Below are 18134 nucleotides of genomic sequence, written 5' to 3'. Positions count from 1 at the left end.
TACTCATATAGTATGTAACTATTCAAAATAATCCTGTACATTTATCTATTTATCTCCACCATCTCTAAAAACTTTTTATGTATGTATTTAACACGTGTAATAATTCACCGATTTTATTTTCACTGCATTTATTATAGAAAGGATAGATTTCAAACGATATAAAAGGAGAAATAGTCAATGACATTAAAATTCATTCATGGAAACTACTTAAAATACAACAAAGGAACTGGTTTTATAAGCTGTCATGTGGATGCACTTCATGCAGAACCACCTGCTGCTGATTTATTTACGGATAAAGTTGTAGAAAATTTAGTCAAGAAAACAGGATGTGCAGGAATCGTTAGTACGGTTTCCAGAACCATAGCAGATTTAAATAGAAATCTAAATGAAACAAACCATGAGGGGATACATGAATATAGAAGAACAATCCAAGAAATTGTTAAATATTTAAAAATAGCAGATAGTAATAATCGCCTTCTAACGCCCTATTTGCATTTATCTTTTCATGGAATGAAGGATACACATTACGGACCTTATGCAATTGAAGTGGGGACTTTATATGGACAATCTTGCTCAAAGGAAGTTAAAGATTGGTTTCAACAGGCGCTGACTAAAAAATCTGAAGATTCGTTCCCGAAAATCCATGTAATATTTGATAATAAATTTGTTGGAAACGAATCAATTGCCTTTCACAGAAAAGGCGACAACAGCCGCTATTTAGGTTACAGTCATAATTTTAATACATTTCAAATTGAATTATCCCGGACCCTGCGCAGCAAACACAGAACTACTATAACAAATATATTTTCCGAGATTATTGATGACTTTCAACAAACATTCGTCGCTACTTAGTTTTTAGGAATCTTTTCCGTCTACTATTTCTTTTATATATTTAGGTAAAACAAATGATGCACGGAAAATTTCAGGATCAATATATTGAGTATCTGTATGCTCTAGCTTCGTCAAATCGGCCTGAAGAGGATCCATTTTTTTAGAAGCAATCGTAAAACTCCAAATGCCGCAAGGGAAAAGAGGTATAGTCACTAAATATGTGCGGACAATTGGAAATAGCTCCTTTAGATTTTTAATTGTGCCTTGTAATGTAGAAGTATTGTAGTAAGGAGATCCTGATTGAAAAACAACCACGCCATCATCCTTAAGGCTGTTGTAGACATATTGATAAAAATCAGGTTGAAATAGTTTTTTTCCCGGTCCAACAGGGTCAGGCCGATCAATTATGAGAACATCATAAACTCCCTTGTGTTCTTGAATCCAATCTATTCCATCGCGATGTATCATATTGAGCCTGGTTTCACCATCATAACAAGAAGCCGGAGTTAGCCATGTGCGGCAGATTTCTGTAACTTTTGGATCGATTTCGACTACATCAATTTGTTGAATTCCGTCATACTTCATGGCCTCCCGTGCAGGACCGCAGTCTCCTCCGCCAATCATCGCAACTTTTTTGGGATTTGAATGCGTTATAATTGGCACATGGCTAATCATTTCATTATAAATAAACCCTTCTCCTGTTGAAATTTGTGGAGTACCATCTAGCACCAACATTTTCCCATACCATTTTGTATCCACAATACTGATTTGTTGATAGGAAGATTGCTCATAGTGAAGCAGGCTTTTTACTTTATACCCCATTGTCACTCTAGCCTGTCCAACGTAACTCCATATCCAGAGCACTCCGTTATCATCCTTTTTATAACCTGAAAGAGGATGCTTTTCTGTCACTTTTTCCACCTTCTATTTCAAAAATTTGTGTTCTATATAAAATATGAATTATTTTTTATTTCGCTATAATTCGATAGCACAAATTTATAGATGCTTACTCTATTAATCTCTTCTAATTTCAATTTTTCTTCCATTCTTTCGACAATATTTCTACTTACTGTTCTTTCAAAGCTTTTTAACCGTTTCTTCATCAGCACTTAGATAGAGTGTAAGTCTAAGTTATCTCTCCACTTTTATCTGCGTCCGTTCTTCAGCAAAAGTACGGAAGAAAACCTAACACAGAATGATACATAAGAAAGAAAGCGTAGTATCATAATTACCATATTGCAACAGCTTTACGCTGCATATAAAAAAGGAGGTTTTTAAGCAATGTTTTCTAAACGGCCCTTATCTGTACTTCTTATCTCGACTTTATCTATGATTATTGCTTTTTCAGTATGGTCTGTCTTCGCGCCTATCGCTGCAGATATTCAAGTGATGTATTCATTAACCAATGCTGAAAAAAGTATCTTAATTGCCACTCCCGTCTTATTAGGTTCCCTCATGCGAATTCCGATGGGGATTTTAACAGATCGCTTCGGGGGAAGAAAAGTCTATTCTTTGACTATGCTGGCTCTTTTACTCCCTACCATTTGTGCAGGCTTTACTCATTCTTATTCCATGCTGCTCTTTTGGGCATTTTTTATCGGCATGGCTGGAACAACATTTGCTATTTCCATTACATATGTCTCTAAATGGTATTCACCTCAAAAGCAAGGTTTTATTTTAGGAATTGCCGGGATGGGCAACTTAGGATCGGCGGTAGCAAGCTTTAGTATTCCACTTATCTTTTCTTCTTTTGGCTTGCCTTGGGTATTTTGGAGTTTAGCAATTGCGGTAGCCTTAATGGCTCTTTTATTATGGGTAGGAACTTCAGACCAGCCTTCTGCTGCTTCCCCCAAAACGCTGCAGGAATCTTTATCGGTATTAAAATTTAAAGAAACGTGGTTTTTATCCATTTTCTATTTTTTAACATTTGGTGGATTTGTAACGTTCAGCATCTATCTCCCTACCATTTTGCATGATCAATTTAATGCTTCAACTGTAGACAGTGGGCTAAAAACAGCTGGATTTGTCGTACTAGCAACGTTTGTACGACCTCTTGGAGGATATTTATCGGATGTCTTCGGAGCAAAAAAAGTACTCACCTTCGTCTTTACCGGAATGCTACTAATAGGGTTATTTATTGCATTTACCATCACTGCCTTCTCCTTATTTAGCGTAGGTTGTTTACTTGCAGCCATTACTCTTGGTATCGGAAATGGAGCTGTTTTTAAAATGGTCCCATCTGTTTCAACAGGAAATATTGGAGCTGTTACCGGGATCGTAGGGGCATTCGGAGGAGTAGGCGGCTTCTTTCCCCCTATTGTGCTAGGCTTTATAAAAGATACAAGCGGAGATTACGTTGTCGGTTTTTCCTTACTAGCGCTTTTTGCCCTATTCTGTCTCTTACTGAATTATTCTGGATTCAAAAAACAAGATGTACGTATTAACCAAAAGCACCTTGCCTGATTCCATGTAAAAAGCCTCTTTTTTCAAGAGGCTTTTTGCATCAGCATTTTTAATAGCTGCTTCTTTTTACAGAAGGGCTAATATTCACAGCACTTACTTTAAACCCTGGCATCTTACAGGCAGGATCTAATTTCTCAGAGACAAGGTTATTAACATTTTGAGAATCCGCCCAGTGAAAAGGAACAAATACGGTATCTGGCCGAATGCCCTCTGAAAATTTGCTTCTTACCACAATCCTTCCATATGAAGATTCAATTTGTACTAATTCTTGATTCGAAATTTCATATTTTTTCGCTGTTGAAGGGTGGATTTCCATAAAAGATTCGAAATTTCTAGCAGATAAAGACGCACTTTTTCGCGTTTGTACACCCGTTAAATAGTGCGACATCACTCTCCCCGTTGTTAAATAGAGAGGATATTTTTCGGTTATTTTTGCTTTAGGAACAATAGCTTGATTCGAGACAGGGACCATCATCGCTTTTCCATCACTATGAGCAAAACGCGTCTCAAACAGGCGCTCGGTTCCTTTATCTGTTAAGCTTCTGCATGGCCATAAAATTCCTTTTTCCTCTCGTAATCGTTCGTACGTAATACCGGAGTAATCGGCGATCCCTCCTTTACTTGCTATTCGCAGTTCATTAAATATTTCTTCAGCTGATGCAAATGAAAAATGTTCCTCTTTTCCTAAAACTTTAGCAATTTCACATAGTATTTCCCAGTCGTGTTTGATTTCGCCATGGCATGGAAAGCTAGCTTCGCGTAATGTAACTCTTCCTTCTATATTTGTCATGGTTCCTTCATCTTCCAAGTAGGAAGATGCTGGTAAGATCAAGTTTGCTAATTTTGCCGTTTCTGATTCAAACATATCTGCTACTACTAGAAATTCAAGCTTTTCAAAAGCCTTCTTAACAAAATTAGCGTTTGGATTTGAAACTGCTGGATTTGAACACATCAAAAACAACCCTTTAATTTCACCATCATGAATTTTTTCAATCATCTCATATGCAGAAACACCTTTTCTAGGAAGATCTTTCTCCTCTATGTTCCACACATCCGCTATATACATCCGGTGCTCGTGGTTTTCGATTGAACGGTAGCCTGGAAGCTGATCCGCTTTTTGACCATGCTCTCGGGCTCCTTGCCCATTTCCTTGACCAGTAATGGCCCCATATCCGCAGCGAGGTTTACCAATTTTCCCAACAGAAAGTAGAATATTCAAAAAATTTTGCACCGCAGCACTTCCGTCTGTTTGCTGCTCTACCCCTCTAGCGGTAAAAATCATTCCCGTTTTTCTTTGGCCAAACATACGGGCAGCTTGGTACATCTCTTCAAGTGGCACTCCCGTTATTTCTTCAATGATATTAAATTCCAGAGACGCCACATATTGAATTACTTCTTCAAATCCATTGACACGTTCTTGTAGAAATCGTTCATCTAGATAATTTTCTTCGATAAGAACCTTCAAGATTCCATTGGCTAATGCCGCGTCGCTCCCCGGCTTAAGTTTCAAGTGTAAATCAGCTATTTTAGTTGTAGCTGTTTCTCTTGGATCAATTGCAATAATAAAAGCTCCGTTTTCTTTTGCTTTCTCAAAATAAGGCATAATTGTTGGCTGACATTCCGCAATATTTGTTCCAGCTAACATAATACATTCAGTAAACGGAATCTCTTGCAAGCTATTCGTAAATCCTCTGTCCATGCCAAATGTTTTACTAGCAGCAGAAGCAGCAGCCGACATACATAAGCGTCCATTGTAATCAATATACTTTGTTTTTAACGCAACTCGAGCAAATTTCCCTAATAAATAAGCTTCTTCATTTGTAATAGAGGCACTTCCATAAACACCTAGCGCATCTGCTCCATTCTTCTCTTGAATCTCTGTAACGTTTTCTTTAATATAGTGAAGAGCTTCTTTCCAAGAAATCTTTACAAACTCTCCGTTTACTTTTAATAAAGGATATTGAATCCGATCTTTATGCAAAGGATGCTGATGCGCATTCATTCCTTTGATACATAACCTTCCTTGAGAGGTAGGGTTATCTGTTCCAATTGTTTTATACGTTTTCCTTTTTACATGTGTTTGTTCAACTAACTGCATTTTGCACTGCATGCTGCAGTAAGGACACTGAGTATTATAGATACGCTCGGTTTCAACTTGCTTTTGCTGCTCACGAAAATATTTCAATAGCATCTCAGTCATCGTAGGTCACCCTTCTTTCCTATAATAAATATGTGATTGCACGAGAGCGTTCTGAGCTGAGCCGCTTCATTAAATACTCTCGATTGTCTACCTCAAACAAAACTTCTCTGACATGAACAATTCCTACTCGCTCGATCCAGCTCCCGACAGTTTCTAAATAGTTCCCCGTTTCACGGTAATATTGAATCAAAGAACAGCTGATTTCTACTGCTTCTTCGTTTGTTTCGGCCACATAAAACAGCTCCCCGCTTCTGGCTTCTGCGCTGCTTCCGCCGGCATATATTTCCCATCCTCTGTCTATTCTTCTTAATCCTATATCACTTGTTGTTACATTCTCTGAAATGTGAGAGCACGAAGCAATACTGATTTTGATATCACATGGGGTCTTTACATATTCAAGCTGTTTATCTAATTCATTTGATAAAGCAAGAGCAGGTTCATACTGACAAATACACGTTCCTTTTCCTATATAAACAGATACATTTTTAACTGTACGTTCATATAGCTGCTGAAGTCCTCTATCTATTTCCTCACTTATCAACGGAAGATATTCTTTTTTCACTCCAATAAGTTGAATGCGCTGATCACTTGTTAAACGAATATTAGAGATGTTGTACCTTTCAGCTACATTTGCTATGTTCCTTAATTCCTGTACATTTGTCAGACCACCGTGAATTTGCGGTACCACTGCATAAGTCCCATCGTGAAGCAAAACGGCCTGTTCATTCTCCGTAGTAAATAAAGAATGTCGATTGTTTTCATAATGAGGATTCATCATATCTAAATAGTAATGAAGACCGCCTTCACATAACGAACAGCCTTTCATGTCTTTAAACTTTAATATTTCTCTTACTTGCTGAACCGTCTCAAATTGATATTGCTGCATTTCTCTTACCAGCTCATCTTCTGATAAATGTGTACATGTACAAAAGGTTTTTTGTTCAATGATTTCATCAAACTCATCGCTTTGAATATATGTTAAAAGATCTGTTACAAGGGGTTTGCACCCTCCACATGAACCAGAAGCTTTCGTGCAATTTTTTATTTCATCTACTGTCGTTAAATCATTTTTCTGTACTGCTTCAATAATGGCTCCCTTTGTTACACCGTTACAGTTGCATATGATACCCGTAAGTGGCATAGAAGTTACTGCATTTTCTTTTTCATGTTGAGAAGGAAATAATTGTACTTTTTCCGCTTGCGACAAATCCTTTTTTTCATTAATCATTTGTGATAGCTTTATAGCCTCACTGGTATCTCCAAAAAGAACAGCTCCCACTATTTTCCCTTCGCGAAAAACGACTTTTTTGTATATACCATCTAACATATTCGAAATCGTAATGGCTTTTGCACCTTGATTTTCCTTGAACTCTCCGACTGAGTAAACGTCTATTCCTGATATTTTTAATTGAGTGGAAAGAACGGACCCGCGATAACCATCGTTTTTTATTTGGCAAAGATGTCGCGCTAAGACTTTTCCTTGTTCGTAAAGAGGAGCAACAAGGCCGTATGTCATCCCTCGATGTTCAGCGCATTCACCTACTGCATAGATATTCGGGATGCTCGTTTCTAAATAATCGTTTACGATGATTGCTCTATTTGTTTCTATTCCGCTTTTTTTAGCTAGATTAACATTTGGCCTCACTCCTGTAGCCATTACAACTAAATCAGCTGCAATTTTGCTGCTATCGTTAAATCGGACGCCTTCTGCTCGATTTCCCCCTATAATCTCATCCGTATGTTTGTTTAATAGAAAACTCATGCCTTGCTTTTCTAATTCTTCTCTTAACATAGCAGATGCTGCTCTGTCTAACTGTCGCTCCATTAAGAAACCCGAATGATGAATGACTTGAACATCCATTCCCAAATTCAATAGTCCCCTAGCAGCTTCCAGCCCTAACAGACCCCCTCCAATAACCGCTGCTTTTTTATACTGTTTAGAAATTTCAATCATTTCCTGACAGTCTTCGATGGTACGAAAACCGAGGACACCTTCTTTGTCAGACCCTTTAACGGGGAGCATATACGAGCTCGAACCAGTAGCAATAATAAGCTTGTCGTACCTCGTCCCTCTGTTTTTATCTGTTTTTATTATTTTTCTCTTGGTGTCTATGTGCGTAACGCTTTCTCCTTTAAATAAAGTGATATTATTTTCCTTATACCATGCCAAAGAATGAATATTGATATCTTCAAGCTTTGTACTGCCTTGTAAAACGGTTGATAATAAAATTCGATTATAGTTAACGTGAGGCTCACTTCCAAAAACAGTAATATCAAAACAATCTGGAGAATGAATAAGAATTTCTTCAATACAGCGCATTCCTGCCATTCCATTTCCGATTAATACCAGCTTTTGTTTTGTCATATAAAAACCTCCAACACATAGATTCAGACCGTAAAATATACAGTTTTTATTATTTCATAAACTTCTCTAAAAGAAATGAACCTTGTTATAACTTCTAACATTAAAATCTGTTTAAAGCGTATGAATACGCCGATACCATTCGTTGAAAGCAAGCTTTTATATAGAAGATTACTATACTTTAAAAAGGGGTAGAAAAAAGGATGCTATGCTTATATCACCTTTCCCTACGCCTTATAAGTAATCTATATAAAATTTTGTTATCTTCTTTTTGCCTACTATTTATTTATTTTGAAATCAATTATGATAAAAGAAAGAGTCTGAATTGGAGGTTTAAAACATGTCAATAACCGTTCACGCCACTCAGTGGATTCATTTTCAAATTAAATTGCATAACCTTCATTCCAAAACGAGATCGCTTAAAGATCAAAAACTAGAATTACCTCTGCCAGAATTCCATCAAAACCTAATCATATTTACATCAGCAGCTCATCATGGCCTTACGTTTGGATATCAAGCCATTCAATGGGATACACCCTATACTTCCTGTCCGATTTACATAGAGCATCAGTCTATTCCATGGTCCACTTTAGAACAACGTTCCCATAAGCACATAACTGAACATATTACAGCTATTTTCTTAGAGACAATGTTTTATAGACAAAGTCAATTCAAACAATGTCAATTTTGTTTTGAATTTATCATTCCTGAGAGTCTTTTTGACCATACAACCTGTCAAAACTGCGCATCACGACATTTTGGAGTGGTGTATTAATTAACAAACAAAAGCCTGAAGGAGTCAGAAAATCTCTGACTCCTTCAGGCTTTTGTTACATGACTAGCTGAACAAAAAGTGGAATAACGGCAACTGTGACAACGCCTACAATAACAACTGCAATACTTGCCATGGCTGCCTCTACTTCTCCCATTTCAATCCCTACGGCTACTCCCAGCGCATGCCCAGAAGTTCCAAGAGCTAACCCTTTCGAAATTGGATTCTTCACCTTGAATACTTTTAAAAATAAAGCGCCCAGCGCATATACGATGACTGCATTAAAAATAACAGCAAAGGAAGTAATAGCAGGAATCCCTCCAATATCTTGAGACAATGGCAGCGCAATCGCTGTTGTAGCTGCTTGTGGAAGCATTGATTTCATCACAACTTCATCCATATGAATACCTTTAGCAATCGCAAAAATAATCGCTACCGAACAAACTGACCCTACCGCAATAGAAGAAAGAATTTGCCACCAGTACTTTTTTAATTTATCGGCTTGCTTATATAAAGGGATGGCAAAAGCAATTGTTGCCGGTTCTAAAAAGAAGCTGATAATCTTCCCGCCGCTGCTATATTCCTCATAAGAAAAATGACCAATTTTCAAAAAAGCAATTCCGAGTACCATTGCCACAAATAAAGGAGTAAATAAGAAAAAACCTTTTGACTTTTTAAATAAATACGTTCCAATGCCGTACGCAGCTAAAGAAACCACGATTCCAAAATACGGATTCATCTTTCCAACCACCTTGTCTCTTTATAATTGATGTTAAGCAATACCTTGTTTTTTCGTTTTTTCACTCATATCTGCATCTTTTATTTCTTCTTTTGCTTTATTATCTTTTGTCATGCCAAGTATAAGCTGTGAAAATAAGCCTGTAACGCCTAACAAAATAATCGTTGCCACGATAATAACTAAACAAATTTGAATGCCGTACTGCTGCATAACACCTAATGAATTCATAACAGAAATACCTGCTGGTACAAATAAAAATCCGATCAAAGAAGTTAAAGCCGTTCCCAGTGATTCAACTTGCTCTAGCTTAATAATCTTCAAGCAGAGTGCAAGAAATAACAGCACAAGTCCAATGACTGAAGCAGGCATTGGAAAAGGCAAATGCTCTGCAATAAAATCTGAAATCAACATAATTACGGAAAAAATAAATGCTTGTGTTAAAAAGCCATACACTTTTTTAGCACTCATTTCTTTCACCTCTCTCTGTTTGTTGACTTCATTATATAAAATGAAAATCAATAAGAAAGCGTTTTCAAATTAAAGAGTCAAATATTTGTGCTCACTTACAAAAATCGAGCCTTGAAATGCAAAAAACAGCTTGCCAAAATGCATACGCAAGCTGCTTTTTCCTTAAATTCCTAAACGTTTCTTCAATTCTTTAGCATATGTACGGCTGACAGGAACTCGCTCATCGTTTTTCATTACTAAATTATACGTAGAATTAAACCAAGGCTGTACTTCGGAAATATGATTTACGTTGACGATATACCCCCTGTGCACACGACTAAACGACTGAGAAGGGAGCTTTTTTTCTAGCATAGCAAGCGTATCAGCAGTATGGTAGGATTCTGTTATGGTCTGAATGGTGACTTCTCCTTCTATTAATCCTACAAACAAGATGTCCTTTATACTCACCAACACAATCGAATCATCTACAGAAATCGCTAACTTTCCAGTTTGAGAAGAAGACTCTCCTATCGATTCTTCTTCTTTTACAGCGGGATGAGGAACACGCATTTTTTTATATTTATGAATAGCCTGCATCACTCTTTCTTCATCAAAAGGCTTCAAAATGTAATCAATTGCATCTACTTCAAAGGCTTGTAAAGCGTACTGATCGTACGCGGTTGCAAATATAATAGCTGGCGGATTTTTCATTTTTTTAAGCCTTTTAGCAATATCAAAACCGCTGTCATCTGACAATTGTATATCTAAAAATAATAAATCCGGCTTTTCATCCATCATTTTATCCAACGCCTCTTCGATACTTTCAGCTTCTTCAATGAAGTCTACTTCTTTCGTTCGATGTAATAAATATTTTAATTCATCTCGCGCTAACATTTCATCATCTACTATTAGTACTCGCAGCATATTACATACCCTCGCTTTTTAATTCAATTGGTATAACAAACGAAACCGCTGTTCCTTCTGTTACGTCAAACTCCAGCGTTGTTTCTTTTCCAAACAATCCATGCAAACGTTGTTTAATATTGTAAAGAGCCGTCCCCGTTCCTTTTTCTGAAAAAACGGGCTGATTGCCAAGCATTTGCAATCGTTTTGTGTCTATACCTTGTCCATTGTCTTTTACCTTTACGTATACATATTTATCTTTTGTCTCAATATAAACTTCTACGCGACAGTGCTTTTGTTTACGCGGAAACGCGTGCCGAATGGCATTTTCCACAAGCACTTGAAGAATAAATGGCGGAAGCAAGACATCATCTAGCCCTTCTTCAATATACATGTCAATTTCGTATTTATTAGGGAACCTGGCTTGTTCAAGCGATAAGTACGCGTGGACATGATCAAGCTCTTTTGATAACGGAATCAACAGCTGCCTTGCACCTTGCAAATTGGAACGAAAATAAATGCTTAACTGCAAAAGCAGCTTTCTGGCTTTTTCTACGTCCTGTCTGCACAGCGCCGATATCGTATTAATGGCATTAAATAAAAAGTGAGGATTCACCTGTGCCTGTAAAGCTTTAATCTCCGCATCTTTTAGCAATTTACTTCGAAGCTCTGCTTCGCCGAGCTCTAGCTGAGTTGAAAAAAGTTTAGCCAATCCTTCTGCCAGCTCTTCCTCCACCCGGCTTAACCCGCTCGCATCTTTAAAGTACATTTTTAGTGTTCCAATGGTAGTACCGTGAGAAGTAAGCGGCATCACAATAGCGGCATGAAGCGGGCAGTCTTTATGCTGACAATCAATTTGTTCTCTCGATTTTGCTTTCATAATTTTTCCTGTCTTCAGCACTTCGTGAGACAGCCCGGTAATTAAACTATGCGAAGGAACGTGATGATCAATTCCTTCCCCTACATGAGCTAAAATTTTGTGCGTATCAGTTAGCGAAACAGCATCCGTACCTGTGAAGCGATGAATAATATTTGCAACATTTTCACATGATTCACTAGTAAGACCCTGACGAAAATGTGGAAGAGTTTGATCCGCGATTAATAATACTTTGTGTGTCTGGAGCGCTCTCATTTGTTCCTCTTGCCGTAAAATGGACTGAATGATAGATAAGAAAATATAGCTTCCCGTGCCATTTACAATAATCATTGGAATAGCAATAATACTCACTAGCGTCCATGCCGAATCAAACGGTTTAGCAAATAATAAAATAATCAGCATCTGAAGCGTTTCCATCGCTATGCCTACAAGTGCAGCAAAGCGCGGTGTAATCGTTCGATGTTTTTTCCGGTAGGCATAGCCGATATATCCAGTTAACACCCCTGCTAAAACGGATGAAACTGCACAGCTAAACGCCGTACTCCCTCCTAACATAAAGCGATGAACGCCAGCAAGTATTCCTACTCCTAAACCAACAAATGGACCGCCAAGCAGACCGCCCATTTCCACACCCATAATTCGTGTATTTGCAATCGAGCTTGATGGATCTACTTTTAATAATAAGTCTTCATTTCGAATAATTGTTCCTTGAATTTCAATTCCCGTGTAGTTACTAATAATGCTAAAAAGAGAAAAAATAAAAATAAGTACAGCTTTCCCTTTATATCCTTGCTGTTTACGGAGAAATTGCCGAAAAACTTTTGTATGTGCTAGCAAAAAACCTAAGATGACAATAACTCCGACTCGTTCTACCATCATAATTAATAAATGAATCATTTCTAGCCACCCTTTGCTGTCCGTTTCTATTTTATATTGTTACATTGATGGTGGCAGAAATCTAGCTTTACAAATAGAAAAAAAGCTGTGCGAATACGTACTGTATTCGCACAGCTTGATTTTAAGCTTGAACCGTTTTAAAAAATTGAGGCAAGTAATCTTTATGAGCTTCTAGCATCTCATCGACAATTTGCTTAGCTAGCTTATCAGAAGCCACAAGAGGATTAATGGTTAATGCTAAAATAGCTTTGTCATAATCTCCGGTCACTGCTGCTTCAGCTGCAACACGCTCAAATGACTTAATTGTTTGAACAAGACCTCGTACAGGTACAGGAAGGTCGCCGACTGAAATTGGCTTCGGTCCATCTTTTGTAATAATACAGCTTACTTCTACGGCAGAATCAGCAGGAATGCTTGCTATGGCACCATTATTGATAGTATTTACGGGCTGAATATCGCCTTTATCCGTGTAAATGGATGTAATCAATCGAACGGCTGCATCACTATAATAGGCTCCGCCGCGCTGTTCTAATTGAGGCGGTTTAATGTCTAGATTAGGATCTTTATACAGTTCGAACAGCTCTTTTTCCAACTGTTTTACGACTTCTGCTCTCGTTTCACCTTTTTCATAATTAATAAGCTCTTTTTCTACCATTTCACGCGTTTTATAATAGTACATGTGATATGGACACGCTAACGCATTTAGGGCTTTTGTAAATTCTGGCTCCCATCCAAGTCCCGCTACATTTTTCACAAAGCTGCTGTTAGTTGGATCACTCAATAAATCAATAACTTGATCTTTAACGCTTACACCATCTACATATACATCTAATCCATAGACCATGTGATTTAAACCAGCAAAATCAATTCGAATGCGGGAGTGATCTACATCAAGCAGCTTAGCAATCCCCATTTCCATTCCGATTGGTACATTACAAAGCCCTACAATCTTTTTAATGTTACTATAGCGGAGCACAGCTTCTGTTACCATGCCTGCAGGATTTGTGAAGTTAATCAGCCAAGCTTCTGGACATAACTCTTCAATGTCACGGCAGATATCTAAAATAACGGGAATCGTGCGAAGTCCTTTAAATAATCCGCCCGGTCCATTTGTTTCTTGACCAAGCACCCCGTATTTAAGCGGTATTCTTTCATCTTTCGCTCGTGCATCTAACAAACCAACGCGAAATTGAGTCGTTACGAAATCCGCATCTTTTAGTGCTTCTCTTCGATCTAACGTTAAATGAACATTAATTGGCAAACCTGATTTTTTCACCATTCGTTTCGCCAAATTACCAACAATCTCTAGCTTTTCTTTTCCTTCTTCAACGTCTACTAGCCACAGTTCTCGAACTGGAAGTTCATCGTATCGTTTAATAAATCCTTCTATTAGTTCAGGCGTATAGCTTGAACCTCCGCCAATCGTTACAATCTTAATACCTTTTGTCATAGTGTAATCCCCCCAGAAATTTTGATTGCTTCATATAAATCTACAAATTCAGTAGCCATTTCTTTTATCGTCATCGCATTCATTAAATGATCTTGAGCATGAATCATGAGCAGAGAAATTTCTGTGCTTTCCCCTCTAATTTCACCTTGAATTAACGACGTTTGGATATGATGAGCAGCATTTAATTCTTCTGCAGCTTGTGTAAGCTTTTCACGTGCTTCTGAAAAATTTCCGCTTTTGGCAGCTGCTATCGCTTCCATGGCTGAACTTCTGCCGTTTCCACCGTGTAAGATTAATTTAAAAATATATTCTTGAATGCCTTCCATCCTTTATCCCTCCTCACACAATATCTTTCTTTGTATCACTTGGTACCCCTTCAGCTGCAGGCTGTATACCATTTTCTTCAGTGAATTTTTGTTTATCCCACATTCTAAAGAAAGGATAATAAATGCAAACAGAGATTCCGATATTAATAGCTTGCATAACTGCACCCGATAACTTTCCTCCTGTTGCCAAATAGCCAGAAATAATCGGAGGCATGGTCCAAGGAACCGCAATACCTGCTGGTTTTGCTACCAGTCCTGTCGACATCGCAATATAGGTTGCTACTACCGTCACAAGAGGGGTAATAATAAACGGAATAAGCATCATTGGATTCATCACCATCGGAAGTCCAAAGATGATCGGCTCATTGATATTAAAAAGAGCTGGTCCTATTCCTAACTTACCAAGCTGCTTCATTTGTTGACTGCGTGCTTTTAAAATCATAGCTACAACTAGAGCTAACGTGGCTCCGCTGCCTCCGATATTAATCCAAATATCAAAGAACTGCTGTGTAAAAATATTTGGTAATGCTTCATGATTAGCAAATGCAATTCGGTTTTCATCCATAGCTCCATACCAAATGGGAGCCATAATTCCACCGACAATATTCGCTCCATGAAGTCCACATGACCACATGAGCATAATAACAAGTTCGGCAACTAGCGTACCGCCTAAACTGCCGCCTAACACACCTAAAGGCTTTCCAAGCAATTCTCCAACGATATTATGCAGACTTCCAAAATGCGTTTGTTCTACTAACAAACGTAAAATCCAAATAAATGCTATTACCGTAAAGCCAGGAATAAGAGCAGCAAACGATTTTCCAACAGCGGGAGGAACTCCATCAGGCATCTTGATGATAATGTCTTTTTGAATAAACCATCTGTAAATTTCCGTAGAGAGAATCGCGACAATCATTGCTACAAAGAGTCCTTTACTTCCCATTAAAGCGGTTGGAATTCCGCCGTCTACTAAAATAGCTTCTTTGGCTCCACTTGGGAGAAAGGACACTTTATACGGAGTAGCAAGTAAAAAAGCAGCAAGTGAAATAGCCCCTGCGGACAAAGCATCTACTCCGTATTTTTCAGCTAACCGGTAGGCTATTCCGAAACAAGCAAGCAGCGCCATAATATCGAATGTAGCTCCAACTGGATAGGCCATTTTTGTTGCCCATTCTTTTCCGAAAATCCCTGCCATAAAGTCGTTATAACCTGGTATCGGTAAATTCGACAGTATTAAAAATACTGAACCGATAATAATGAGCGGCATTGTCAGAACAATACCGTCTCGAAGTGCTTGTAAATGGCGTTGACCCGCCATTTTTCCAGCGATAGGCATTACTTTGCTTTCAAGCATACTATTAAATTTGCTCATGTAGTCCACACTCCTATTTTGAAACTAGTTGAACTGCAAATTTTAACACTTGTTCTCCATTACACGTTCCGTAGTGAACAGGATTTATAACGTCAACTGGCACTCCTTTTTCTTCACCTAGCTTCTTAAGCTGCGGCAATAGGTAACGCACTTGAGGTCCTAATAAAAGTACATCCGCTTGATCAATATGGTTGCGAACAGAGTCACCAGGAACCGCCCAAATTTTATACTCCGTGCTTTGCTCCTGAGCGCTTTTTTCCATTTTTGTTACTAGTAAACTTGTAGACATTCCAGCTGCACAACATAATAGAATATTCATTTGTCATTCCCCCGTTTTTTATTTTGCTATCTGTTTTGTTGATAGTTTTATCTTAAAATAAAAGCGCTTACATTTATACACAACCTTTTTCCGTTACTAACGGAAAAAATATGTTTGAACATTCAGATAAAAAAGAAGCCCCTCTCTTAGACTTCTTTTTTTATCTAATATTTTTCATAAACACCTCTATAAATTCCTCATAACCCTTGCACTTTACTAAGCGCTGCACGACCTGCTTATCATCTACAACTTGAACTAACAAACTGTACATCTTCTGCAAATCGCCTTGATTATTCGCTTTTACACTTAAAAGGCAAATAAATTGTACGAGGTTTCCTTCCCACATAATCGGTTTTTTTAACGTACAAATGGCCCAAAACGTCGTATCCGTTTGAGGAACCATAGGATGAGGAATCGCAACGAGATTGCCAAAACTTGTTGGTGATGCAGCTTCTCTTTCAAAAACAGATTCTATAAATTGAGAAGAAGCTAGTCCTAGATGAGTTAATTTCTCTCCTAAAAAATGAAGCACTTCTTCTCTTGTTTGAAATTCTTGCTGTAAATATACCAATTCTTTTTTTGTGTATTCTAATGAAGGCTGCGGTTTGTTCTTCATTAAACAATCAATTTTTTTAAAATCACTGTTTCCTAGAATAGTACTTACTTGTACTACAGGAACAGGAAGATGATCTGGAATTGGAATGGTACTAACAATAAAATCTAAAGAGTGCAGCGACATTTGGTGAAGCTTATAATACTGCGTTGTTCCTAAAATAGTCAGATTTAATCCAAACGTAGCCTGCAGCTTATATGATAATAGCTTGGCACTCCCTACTCCCGATGCGCATACAATCAAACAGCGCTTAGGCTGATTGATAATTTTCCGACGTTCAATGGCACCTCCAATATGTAAAGCTAAATAGCCAATTTCTGTTTCATGCATGTCGATTTCAAGGCGGTTTTTTAGTACCTTTCCAGCTATAATTCCAGCTTCAAAAGCCAGAGGGTAATGGCTCTTAATCCCTTCAAGCATTGGGTTTCGTAGATTCATTCCATATTTATAGCGGTTGATAGCCGGTTTCAAATGCAAGCTCATACCAAGGATCAGCTCTGAATCTTCACTAATTTCTAAATGAAGCTCCTTTTCAATTGCTTCTAATATAGCCGCTGTTAATTCATAAATATTTGTATCAATAAACTGCTTCACTTCTTTTTCTTCATGATTGCCATTATTGAGCATTTTTGTCCCTAACAAATGAATGGCGATATACGCTGTTTCTGACTTCGGAAAACGAACCTTGAATGCCTTTTCAATTTCTCGTACAATTTCAGCTGCTACTTCATATTCTTTGTGCTCCATAATCTCAAGCAGGTCTTCTGAATACAAAGAGATAAAATTTTCTTCTTGTATTCGCTTACAAGCTATAGCTAAATGAATGATTAAATTGTTTAATCCAATGTCTGAAACCATAATATTGTATCGTTTTATTTGATTTAAAATGTGGGCTTTAATCGTTAAGATTGATTCTTGGGGCAGGATAGATATTTCATTGTGTACCATATCTACTTCTTTATCTTTTCGGTTGAATATGTACTCAGACATACAAAATCTCATTTTCATTTCGTCCCCTTTAGCTTTCAAGCCATAGTTAGGACGTTTTTCTAAAAGGATATCATACTTACACAGCTGTTTTTTAACATCTCTTAAATCGTTTTGAACCGTTGACTTGCTAATATACAACTCGTCTGCTAAATCTTCGAGCTTCAAATATCCGTCTGCTAGCAGCAATCTTTTGATCAAATAATGCACGCGTTCATCAGGAACGGTTGGAATAGACGCTGTATCAAATAATTGATTAGCTGAAAGTTCTTTTAATAGCTGATGAAACTGTTTTTCATCTAAAACGCTAAGTTCATATCCTGTCCCTCGAGCTGATTTAATTTTAGCCCCGTACTGAGACAAAATGTCATCTAGCTGTTTTATATCCGTTCGAATAGTTCGAGAAGATACTTGATTTACTGTTGCCAAATATTCGCTCGTAACGGTTGATAATGTAGACTGTACGGACATTAGTTCTCTTAATATAACGATCATTCTTGAATTAAGCATGTTTGCTTCTCTCCATTCTCAGAAGATTTCCCCCCTTATAAAACAAATCAAAAGGGCCGGTTATTT

The 18134-nt window shown here is 37.7% G+C and carries 15 protein-coding genes; 3 read left to right on the top strand and 12 right to left on the bottom strand.

Annotated elements, in window-relative coordinates:
• Positions 1–177: 177 nt before the first annotated feature.
• On the top strand, positions 178–852 hold the full coding sequence (locus tag JNUCC25_RS04010) for a hypothetical protein (protein WP_029324802.1): 675 nt from the start codon (positions 178–180) through the stop codon (positions 850–852).
• Between the two features lie 3 nt (positions 853–855).
• Here JNUCC25_RS04010 and speE read toward each other — a convergent pair whose 3' ends face one another.
• A complete protein-coding gene (speE, locus tag JNUCC25_RS04005) occupies positions 856–1743 on the bottom strand; it encodes a polyamine aminopropyltransferase (protein ID WP_029324801.1) in 888 nt (295 codons plus the stop codon).
• 369 nt (positions 1744–2112) lie between these two features.
• On the opposite strand from speE, the gene JNUCC25_RS04000 reads away from it, so the two are divergent.
• Positions 2113–3294, top strand: coding sequence for an MFS transporter (locus JNUCC25_RS04000; RefSeq protein WP_029324800.1), 1182 nt, complete (start codon positions 2113–2115; stop codon positions 3292–3294).
• A 49-nt stretch (positions 3295–3343) separates the two neighbouring features.
• Here the strand turns inward: JNUCC25_RS04000 and nasC are convergent, their stop codons facing one another.
• A complete protein-coding gene (gene nasC / locus JNUCC25_RS03995; RefSeq protein WP_029324799.1) occupies positions 3344–5494 on the bottom strand; it encodes an assimilatory nitrate reductase catalytic subunit NasC in 2151 nt (716 codons plus the stop codon).
• A 19-nt stretch (positions 5495–5513) separates the two neighbouring features.
• Positions 5514–7859, bottom strand: coding sequence for a nitrite reductase large subunit NirB (nirB, locus tag JNUCC25_RS03990; protein WP_078081474.1), 2346 nt, complete (start codon positions 7857–7859; stop codon positions 5514–5516).
• Between the two features lie 337 nt (positions 7860–8196).
• Here nirB and JNUCC25_RS03985 point away from each other — a divergent pair, with 337 nt between their 5' ends.
• Positions 8197–8631: a hypothetical protein gene (locus tag JNUCC25_RS03985; RefSeq protein WP_057274332.1), complete on the top strand. Its 435-nt coding sequence runs from the start codon at positions 8197–8199 to the stop codon at positions 8629–8631.
• A gap of 55 nt (positions 8632–8686) precedes the next feature.
• Here the strand turns inward: JNUCC25_RS03985 and lrgB are convergent, their stop codons facing one another.
• The 9 genes from lrgB to JNUCC25_RS03940 form a co-directional block, all read right to left on the bottom strand.
• Positions 8687–9367, bottom strand: a complete 681-nt coding sequence (gene lrgB, locus JNUCC25_RS03980) for an antiholin-like protein LrgB (RefSeq protein ID WP_013055484.1) — start codon at positions 9365–9367, stop codon at positions 8687–8689.
• Between the two features lie 33 nt (positions 9368–9400).
• Positions 9401–9835, bottom strand: a complete 435-nt coding sequence (gene lrgA / locus JNUCC25_RS03975; RefSeq protein WP_013055483.1) for an antiholin-like murein hydrolase modulator LrgA — start codon at positions 9833–9835, stop codon at positions 9401–9403.
• Between the two features lie 162 nt (positions 9836–9997).
• On the bottom strand, positions 9998–10738 hold the full coding sequence (locus tag JNUCC25_RS03970) for a LytR/AlgR family response regulator transcription factor (RefSeq protein ID WP_013055482.1): 741 nt from the start codon (positions 10736–10738) through the stop codon (positions 9998–10000).
• A 1-nt stretch (position 10739) separates the two neighbouring features.
• Positions 10740–12491, bottom strand: coding sequence for a sensor histidine kinase (locus tag JNUCC25_RS03965; protein ID WP_013081809.1), 1752 nt, complete (start codon positions 12489–12491; stop codon positions 10740–10742).
• A 121-nt stretch (positions 12492–12612) separates the two neighbouring features.
• Entirely contained in the window at positions 12613–13941 is a 1329-nt protein-coding gene (locus JNUCC25_RS03960) for a 6-phospho-beta-glucosidase (RefSeq protein ID WP_064471317.1), read from the bottom strand.
• A complete protein-coding gene (locus JNUCC25_RS03955; protein WP_013055479.1) occupies positions 13938–14267 on the bottom strand; it encodes a PTS lactose/cellobiose transporter subunit IIA in 330 nt (109 codons plus the stop codon). The genes JNUCC25_RS03960 and JNUCC25_RS03955 overlap by 4 nt, the downstream gene beginning before the upstream one ends.
• Before the next feature lie 13 nt (positions 14268–14280).
• On the bottom strand, positions 14281–15639 hold the full coding sequence (gene celB, locus JNUCC25_RS03950) for a PTS cellobiose transporter subunit IIC (RefSeq protein ID WP_013055478.1): 1359 nt from the start codon (positions 15637–15639) through the stop codon (positions 14281–14283).
• Between the two features lie 13 nt (positions 15640–15652).
• A complete protein-coding gene (locus tag JNUCC25_RS03945; RefSeq protein WP_013055477.1) occupies positions 15653–15958 on the bottom strand; it encodes a PTS sugar transporter subunit IIB in 306 nt (101 codons plus the stop codon).
• A 160-nt stretch (positions 15959–16118) separates the two neighbouring features.
• Complete coding sequence (locus JNUCC25_RS03940) at positions 16119–18068, bottom strand: BglG family transcription antiterminator (protein WP_029324794.1); 1950 nt, start codon at positions 18066–18068, stop codon at positions 16119–16121.
• Positions 18069–18134: the final 66 nt, after the last annotated feature.

The organism is Priestia sp. JNUCC 25 (assembly GCF_053667915.1).
This window is presented reverse-complemented; position numbering and strand designations above follow the sequence as displayed.